This window comes from Trinickia sp., from assembly GCF_035492435.1.
In the GTDB taxonomy this organism is placed as follows: Bacteria; Pseudomonadota; Gammaproteobacteria; order Burkholderiales; family Burkholderiaceae; genus Trinickia.
Map to the genome: position 1 here is coordinate 1 of NZ_DATJJF010000099.1, position 8,590 is coordinate 8,590.

Annotated in this window: 6 protein-coding genes; 3 read left to right on the forward strand and 3 right to left on the reverse strand. The window is 62.6% G+C overall.

From position 1 onward, the window contains the following. A partial coding sequence (locus tag VL598_RS07385; protein ID WP_414718673.1) for an LPS-assembly protein LptD occupies positions 1 to 877 on the reverse strand: 877 nt, incomplete at its 3' end. Positions 878 to 1,098: 221 nt separating this feature from the next. On the opposite strand from VL598_RS07385, the gene VL598_RS07390 reads away from it, so the two are divergent. Together VL598_RS07390 and murU are read left to right on the forward strand one after the other, a co-directional pair. Further along, positions 1,099 to 2,136 carry an aminoglycoside phosphotransferase family protein gene (locus VL598_RS07390; RefSeq protein WP_325326049.1) on the forward strand — a complete coding sequence of 346 codons (1,038 nt, stop codon included), beginning with the start codon at positions 1,099 to 1,101 and terminating at the stop codon, positions 2,134 to 2,136. Between the two features lie 67 nt (positions 2,137 to 2,203). Next, entirely contained in the window at positions 2,204 to 2,917 is a 714-nt protein-coding gene (gene murU / locus VL598_RS07395; RefSeq protein ID WP_325326050.1) for an N-acetylmuramate alpha-1-phosphate uridylyltransferase MurU, read from the forward strand. Between the two features lie 55 nt (positions 2,918 to 2,972). Here murU and VL598_RS07400 read toward each other — a convergent pair whose 3' ends face one another. Further along, entirely contained in the window at positions 2,973 to 4,880 is a 1,908-nt protein-coding gene (locus tag VL598_RS07400) for an ABC transporter ATP-binding protein/permease (protein WP_325326051.1), read from the reverse strand. 307 nt (positions 4,881 to 5,187) lie between these two features. Here VL598_RS07400 and VL598_RS07405 point away from each other — a divergent pair, with 307 nt between their 5' ends. After that, positions 5,188 to 5,583: an acyl-CoA thioesterase gene (locus VL598_RS07405; protein WP_325326052.1), complete on the forward strand. Its 396-nt coding sequence runs from the start codon at positions 5,188 to 5,190 to the stop codon at positions 5,581 to 5,583. 14 nt (positions 5,584 to 5,597) lie between these two features. On the opposite strand, the gene VL598_RS07410 is transcribed toward VL598_RS07405, so the two are convergent. Beyond that, the coding region (locus VL598_RS07410) for a sensor domain-containing protein (protein WP_414718674.1) at positions 5,598 to 8,590 on the reverse strand (2,993 nt) is incomplete at its 5' end.

Genomic DNA, 8,590 nt, shown 5'->3' on the forward strand with positions numbered 1-8,590 from the left:
GCTGCTGCAATTGCACTCCACGCTTCGAAATGATGCGTGGCGTCACTGTCAGGTCGCGGTTCGGCGCAATGTTGAAGTAGTACGGCTGCGAAAAGTCCAATCCGTTCGACGAGCCGATCGAAAAGAGCGGCGGCAACAAGCCGCTACGCCGGTCGTCGCTGAGCGGGAAAGAGAGCCACGGACTCGCGAAGATCGGTACGCCCTGAAAGAACAGCACGCCGTTGTGGGCGGTGCCCTCATCCGCGCCGGTATCGAAGTTGAACCGGCTGCCACGGATATACCAGGCTGGTCGTGCGCACTGACACCCCGTATAAGTGGCGTCCGTGAACACCGATCGCTCGCTGTCGAGCAGTTCGACATGCTCTGCACTGCCCGAGGCGTTGCGCACCGTGAAATGATACTTCGGCGTCGGCATGTAGCCCTTGCTCGAGCCCACCTGCATGTGGGCCTCGGGGCCCGCGAATGTCACGCCGTTGGTGACGATGCGCACATTGCCGTACGCGTCGGCCACATCTGTGTCGACGTCGTAGTGAAGCGCTGTGCCCTTGATGACCGACACGTTGCGGCGCAATTCGGCTGAGCCCTTCGCGGCGGCGTCACGATCCGAAGTACCGCTCACATGATCGCCCAACACGAAGGTCGCCGGCGTGGTGCCCGGCGGAACCAAATGCTCTTCGATCTGCGGTGCGAGCCGCAAACCCCATGGTGCGTCGATGGATTGCGGCGCCGCGGCAGCGCCCGCAAGCTGCGCATTCGAGACGGACGGCATCAGGCCCGGCACGGCAATCAACGCCGCGGCAAGGCGTTTCATGCGCGGAGCCCGATCGCAAAAGCCGGGGCCTGAGAAAGGCATTCGGATTATCTGTCTTGACGGCATGTATCGATTTTCGAATCGGCGGCCGGCGAGCCGACAAGGCACCGGTCTCGCCCAGCACGCACCGCCGCAGAAAGTGGCGGCCCCGACGCGCAGGCCCATCGAAGGGCGCGCGACGGAAGGCGGTCGAACGGGACCGTGCAAAGGGCCGACACGGGGGCACATCTGAAAAAGTCGTCGGGTATTATATGGCAAGACGTTTTGCCCGCCCTTTTCATGTTTTCATGACGACCACTTCTCAAGCCGATGCGCGCCTAGAAGCGCTTGGCGAATGGCTTGGCACTCACGCCACGCGCTACGCCCTCGACCTCGCCACCCTGGCTCCCGCATCCGCCGACGCGAGCGCTCGCCGCTACTTCCGGCTAAGAGCCGGACAGGATCACGGCCCCACGCTCATCGCCGTTGACGCCCCACCGCCCGAGAAATGCCGGGAATTCGCGGAAATTGCCGCGATGCTGGCCGAAGCCGGCGTGCATGTGCCGCGTGTGCTCGAATGCGAGCTCGAGCGCGGCTTCATGCTGCTCACCGACCTCGGCACCGAGCCGTATATCGCCGTGCTCGATACGGCAGCGCCGGCGCGCGCGCGGCCCCTCATGCGCGACGCCCTCGATGCGCTCGTTCGTTGGCAGCTCGCCTCGCGCGTTGGGGCGCTGCCGCTTTTCGACGAATCGTTCATGCGGCGCGAGATGGAGCTCTTGCCCGAGTGGTATATCGGCCGCCATCTGAACCGCACGGTCGATGAAAAAGCACGCGGCATACTCGAGCGCACCTTTGCACTCCTCATCGCGAGCGCACGCGCGCAACCGCAGGTCTACATGCTGCGCGATTTCATGCCGCGCAACCTGATGGTCTGTACGCCGAACCCTGGCGTGCTCGACTTTCAGGACGCCGTCACGGGGCCGATCACCTACGATGTGGCATCGCTCCTGCGCGATGCGTTCCTCAGCTGGGACGAAGAGTTCGAGCTTGATTGTTTCGCCTATTACTGGGAGCGCGCAAAGAAAGCGGGGCTGCCTGTGGATGCCGATTTCGGCGAGTTCTACCGGCAGCTCGAATGGATGGGCCTGCAGCGCCACATCAAGATTCTCGGACTTTTCGCGCGCCTCCATTATCGCGACGGCAAATCCCGCTATCTTGGCGATCTGCCTCGTTTCATCGATTACGCACGCAAGGTGAGCGTTCGGTATCGGCCGCTCGCCCCGTTTGCGCGACTCCTCGACGAGCTCGAAGGCCTCGCGCTCGAGCACGGCTACACCTTTTGAAATTCACGCCAACGCTATGACGACGACCCCACCGGTTCACGCCACGCGACAAACGACGAGCGAAACGATGACGGTAGCGCGAACGGTGAAAGCGATGATTTTCGCGGCCGGCCGTGGCGAACGCATGCGCCCGCTCACCGATACGTGTCCGAAGCCCTTGCTCGAAGCGGGCGGCAAGCCGCTCATCGTCTGGCAGATCGAACGGCTTGCGCGTGCCGGGTTCGAGACAATCGTCATCAATCACGCCTGGCTCGGCGAACGCCTCGAGGCGGCGCTTGGCGACGGTTCGAGCTGGGGCGTGCGGCTCGTCTATTCCGCTGAAGATGTTGCGCTCGAGACAGCCGGCGGCATCGCGCAGGCCTTGCCGCTCATTGAAGACGACGGCGAGGCGCACGTCTTCGTCGCGGTGAGCGGGGACATCTATTGCGACTTCGACTACACACGTCTTTACGCCCCCGCTCAACGGCTGCTTCGGATGCCCGAGCCTGGTATGCATCTCGTCATGGTGCATAACCCGCCGTTTCACCCGGCCGGCGATTTTGCGCTCGCCGATGGGCAACTGTCGCTCGACGGCTCACCGCGCTACACATTCGGCAACATCGGCATTTACGACACACGGATGTTTCGCAGCCTTGCGCGCGGCGAGCGTTGCCCGCTGCGGCCGTACTACCACGAGACGATCGCAGCCGGGCGCGCGAGCGGCGAGCTTTATGACGGCCACTGGGAAAACGTCGGCACTCCTGAGCAATTACGCGCGCTCGATATCAGTCTACGTACGTGATCTGCCGACGAATGGCGCGAGACATCCCGTCATGGCCTCGCAGACAGCGTAACGCTCAGGAATCCTGACGAAGTGCACTGCTCGCCGCGGTGCTCAACGCAGCCCCGTCGGGTGACTCCGACTGCGCGGCCCGCTGCTGCAATGCCCACATCTGAGCGAAATGGCCACCCGCGCGCACGAGCTGCGCGTGCGTGCCGCGCTCGACGATGCGCCCGCGATCCATGACGATGATCTGGTGCGCATGCACGACGGTCGACAGCCGATGCGCGATGATGAGCGTGGTACGCCCCCGAGCAATTTGATCGAGCTCGGCCTGAATCGCGCGCTCCGATCGCGAATCGAGCGCAGAAGTCGCTTCATCAAAGACTAGGATCGGAGGATCCTTGAGCAGGGTTCGCGCGATCGCTACCCGCTGCTTCTCGCCGCCCGACAACTTGAGCCCACGCTCGCCGACGGGTGTCTCGTAGCCTTTCGGCAATCCCTCGATGAACTCGTGAATATGCGCTGCCCGCGCGGCCGCGATGACTTCGTCGCGCGTGGCCGTCGGTCTGCCGTAGGCGATGTTGTAGTAGATCGTATCGTTGAAGAGCACCGTGTCCTGCGGAACAATGCCGATCGCGGCACGCAGTGCATGCTGCTTGGCGTCTCGAATATCCTGCCCATCGATCTTGATCGCGCCGCCCGTCGTTCGATCGAGATCATAGAAGCGAAAGAGCAACCGCGCGAGCGTCGATTTGCCTGCGCCGCTCGCACCGACGACGGCCGTTGTCGTGCCAGCCTCGATCGTGAAGCTCACATCGTGCAGAATGGGACGCGATGGATCGTACGCAAACGAAACCCGCTCGAATGCGACTTGCGCGCCGCTGACCTCGAGCGTTTTGGCACCGGGGATGTCCGGTATTTCTTGCGCGGCGCCGAGCAAGGTGAACATGCGATCCATGTCGGTGAGCGCCTGCTTGATCTCCCGATAGACGACGCCTAAGAAGTTGAGCGGGATGTAAAGCTGCAGCATGAAGGTGTTGATGAGCACCAGATCGCCGAGTGTGAGCCGCCCCGCCATCACGCCAGCCGTAGCGCGCCAAAGAATAAAGACAAGCCCCGCACCGATAATCATCTGCTGCCCGAAGTTGAGCAACGAGAGCGAGTTTTGCGATTTGATCGCTGCCGCTCGATAGCGGCGCAGGTTCTCGTCATAGCGCTTCGCTTCCCACTCCTCGTTGCCGAAGTACTTGACGGTCTCATAGTTGAGCAACGAATCGATGGCGCGCGAGTTCGCGCGCGAATCGAGCTCATTCATACTGCGCCGCAAGTGCGTGCGCCACTCAGTCACCTTCACCGTGAACGCGATGTACGCGAGGAGCGCAATTCCGGCGACGACCGCGTAATAGGCCTCGTACTTGACGATGAAAAAGACGAGCACGAGGCCGACTTCCACGAGCGTCGGCAAAATGCTGTAGAGCGAGTAGGAAATCAGCTGCTGAATGCCGCGCGTGCCGCGTTCGATATCGCGCGACATGCCGCCCGTCTGCCGCTCGAGGTGGAAACGAAGCGATAGCGCATGCAGATGGCGAAAAACCTTCAACGCGAGATCGCGCACGGCGCTCTCGGTCACCTTCGAAAAGAGAATCTCGCGCAGCTCGGTGAACGCCGATGTGGAGAGCCGCACGATCGCATAAGCCACGACCAAGAGGCCAATGCCGCCCGCCAGTACGATTGCGGGCGCGTGCTCGGCGCGCCCGAGCGCCGTCAATTGCCGCGTCGACGCGAGTCCGTCGACGATGTGCTTCATGACAATCGGCACGCCCAGGTTGGCAAGCTTCGCGCCGAAGAGGCAGGCGAGCGCCAGCGCGACGCGCCCTTTGTATGCCGAAAGGTAGGGCAGCAGCGAGCGAATCGATTGCCAGTCGCGCCGCGGCGTGTCAGAAGGCGGTGCTGGCTCGGAAGGGGCACTATAACGGCGCATGGGAAAACGGCGGCGCTGGCCGCGGCAATGGCTCGTCGATCAAGCCGAAAAGGCAAAAGGTTCAGGCGCGACAGCGCCGTCAAGGCATGCACATGGCGCATCGTGGCGCGGCGTGTAAGCGGCAGGCGTCACGAGCGTCGCTCGCCGTGCTCGCCACGCAGGAATCCACCGCCCGCACGCTGTGGTCATGAATACCCGTACAATTTCCACCCTGCTGTGCTGCGCGTACCGGTATTGTGGCAGAACCGCGCCTGCGGTGTTCGCGCCGCCCACAGCGCGCGTGGATTCTCTCTTTCACGGTGTATTCATGACTTCTTCCTCGATGCTTCCGCAACAACGCTGCGCTTTGCGCGTCATGCCTCAGCCATCGGATGCCAATGTGCACGGCGACGTGTTCGGCGGCTGGATCATGGCGCAGGTCGACATTGCCGGCTCCATTCCGGCGAGTCGCCGCGCCAACGGTCGGGTCGCGACGGTGGCCGTCAACTCGTTCGTATTCAAGGAGCCCGTTTTTGTCGGCGACCTGCTCAGTTTCTATGCGGAAATCGTCAAAACAGGCAACACGTCAATTACGGTGGAGGTCGTCGTCTTCGCGCAGCGCATGAGCCTCGCCGAGGAAGTCGTCAAGGTCACCGAAGCCACGTTGACGTACGTCGCCACCGATCAGGATCGACGGCCGCGCAAGCTCCCTGACCTCGGCTGAGCCGGCTTAGCGGATCAGCTATCAGCGACCTCATGAACGGCGCTCCCATGCGTGCGCTTCAACAGATGCGGAATCGCGTCGTGCGGCATGGGTCGTGCGAAGAAATAGCCCTGCATTTCGTGGCACTCGCGCTCTTTGAGAAAATTCAGCTGTGCGGCGGTTTCGACACCCTCTGCGATGACCTGCAAGTCGAGCGAACGCGCGAGGGCGATGATCGCTGAGGTAATCGTTTCGTCGTCGCTCGAATCGCCGATGTCGGAGACGAACGACCGATCGATCTTGAGCCGATCGACCGGAAACCGCTTGAGATAGCTGAGGCTCGAGTAACCGGTGCCGAAGTCATCGATCGCAAGACCGATACCGAGCGCATGCAGCTCGTTGAGCATCATGATCGCTTCCTCGGCGTTGCGCATGATGGTGCTTTCGGTCAATTCGAGCTCGAGGTAGCGCGGCTCGAGCCCCGTCTCCTCGAGGATCGACATGACGAGCTTGGCGATGTCGCGCTGCTGAAACTGCCGTGCCGAGAGATTGACCGAGACGCGTGCGGGCGGCAGCCCTTCGTCCTGCCAGGCCTTGTTCTGCCGGCAGGCTTCGCGCAGCACCCATTCCGAGAGCGGACCAATGAGGCCGCTCTCCTCCGCGACGGGGATGAAGGCCGACGGCGGCACGAGCCCCACTTCCGGGTCCAGCCAACGCACGAGCGCCTCCATGCCGACGATGCGGCCCGTTCCGATGTCCACCTGCGGCTGATAATGGAGCAGAAACTCACCATCGCGCAACGCACGACGAAGGCGCCGCTCCAGGCTGAGCCGCGCGCCGACGCTGGCGTTCATCTCAGGCTGAAAGAACTGGAACGTGTTGCGCCCCATATCCTTCGCGCGATACATCGCGAGATCGGCCTTTTTCATCAAGGTTTCGACGTCGTTGCCGTCTTGCGGAAAGAGGCTCGCACCCATGCTGCAGCCGACGTAAAGCTCCGTCCCGTCGAGCATGACAGGCTCGGAGACCAGGGCACGCACGCGTTCCATCCAGTTGATGATCGATTCTTTGTCGACGCCCTCGGTCACGATCACGAACTCGTCGCCGCCATGCCGCGCCACCGTATCGCTCGGCCGACGCTTGCAGCGCGATAGCCGATCGCCGACAACGCCGAGCAGGCGGTCGCCAACGCTGTGCCCCAGACTGTCGTTGACATTCTTGAAGCCGTCGAGATCGATGAAGATGACTGCGAGATCGACGCCGCGCCTGAGCGCCTGCTGCAGGCGCTCACGCAGCAAATTGCGGTTGGGCAGCCGCGTGAGGTTGTCGTAGTTCGCCTGGTACTCGAGTTGTTCCTGATAGCGCATCAACTCGGTCACATCGTTGATGACCCCGATGTGATGCGTGGCCGTGCCACCCTGATCCGGCACAGGCGCGATGACAAGCTGATTCCAGAACAGAGCGCCGTTCTTGCGGTAATTGCGCAGCACCACGCTCACCTCGTGGTTCGCGGCCAGTCCTGCACGAATCGCCGCGAGCGCTTCCTGCTGGCGGTCGTCGCGCTGCAGGAACCGGCAATCCTGACCTATGACCTCCGTCGGATCGTAGCCCGTAATGCGTTGGAATGCCGGGTTAGCGTACTCGATCAAATGGCCGCACTCGGAAGCACCCGTGATGAGAATCGCATTCACACTCGCGTCGAGCGCGCGGCTTTGCAGGCGCAGCGCAAGGTCGGAGCGCTTGCGCTCCGTCACGTCGGTATAGACACCAAGAACGCCGATGATCGTGCCATCGCCATTCGTCAGGGGAATCTTGTCGGTAATGCCGGAGCGCAATTTGCCGTCGATCGTCGCATCGGATTTCGAGTTCATCCTCGGCACGCCCGATTGAACCACCTCGCGATCGACACGCCGCAAGCGATCTGCCACGTCTTTCCACGGCATGTCGTAGTCGGTCTTGCCGATCACCTGCTCAGCGTAGGCATACCCCGCTTCGCGCGCGAACGTGATGTTGCAGCCGAGATATCGCGATTCACGATCCTTCCAGAAAATGCGCTGCGGAATGTTGTCGATGACCATCTCGAGCATCTGGTTCGAGCGCTGCGCTTCTGCTTCGGCCTCGATCTGAGCCGTCACGTCGTCCGCGAGCACGAACATGGCCGGGCGGCCCGCGAAGGTCAGCGCATGATTCGAAACGTCCGCGCTCAACAGCGTCCCGTCGCGGCGCCGATGGCGCCAAACGCCGGCCATGGCCCGGCCCTTGGGCAGAGTCGCCCGCATGCGCCCGAAATATGACTCGAGCCGCGGCAGCTCGTCGTCCGCATGAATCTGGCGAATCGTCATCGACAGCAACTCGCCCTCGGCGAACCCATATTGCTCGACGGCGGCATCATTGGCCGCGAGAAAATGCAGCGTCTCGCGGTCGTAGATCAGCATCGGCACTGGGTGCGCGTCGAAGAGTTCGCGAAAGCGTTCGTCGCTGCGTCGCAGCGCACGCGCAACGCGCAGCTTGGCCCGCGCGGCGCTCTCCCGCGCGCCGAAGGTATAAATAAGCAAAGCGCTGCCACCGATCATCGTCAGCAGCAACGTCAAAGTGGTGAAGTTCTCGGACCTGACGGAGGCATCCAGCGACGCCTGAAGCGCTTGATGCTCGTGCTGACGCACGAGCGCGAGTTCAGCATCGAGCCTGTCGATTTGCGCGCCCACATCCGCGTGGGCAGCGACGGCCCATGCACGAGCATCGGCATTGGCAGCCTGCTCGGCTGTGGCGCGACGCAGTGCGGCTTGCGTCTCTTGTTCGATCGGCTCCGTCTTTGCGATGAGCGCCTCGATTTGCCTGCGCAGCAGCCCGTCGTTCCCCAGTTCCTGGAAAATCCTCGCTTTGTCCTGCGCCAGCGTCACTGCCTGACCGGCGGCGAGCATGCTTGGCACCGGTACCCCATTCAGTCCAAAGCGGCCCAGTGCCTCGAGGCCGTCCGTGAGCGCTCCGCGATAAGCGTCGAGATCGCCCATCATGTTCATCGACTGCA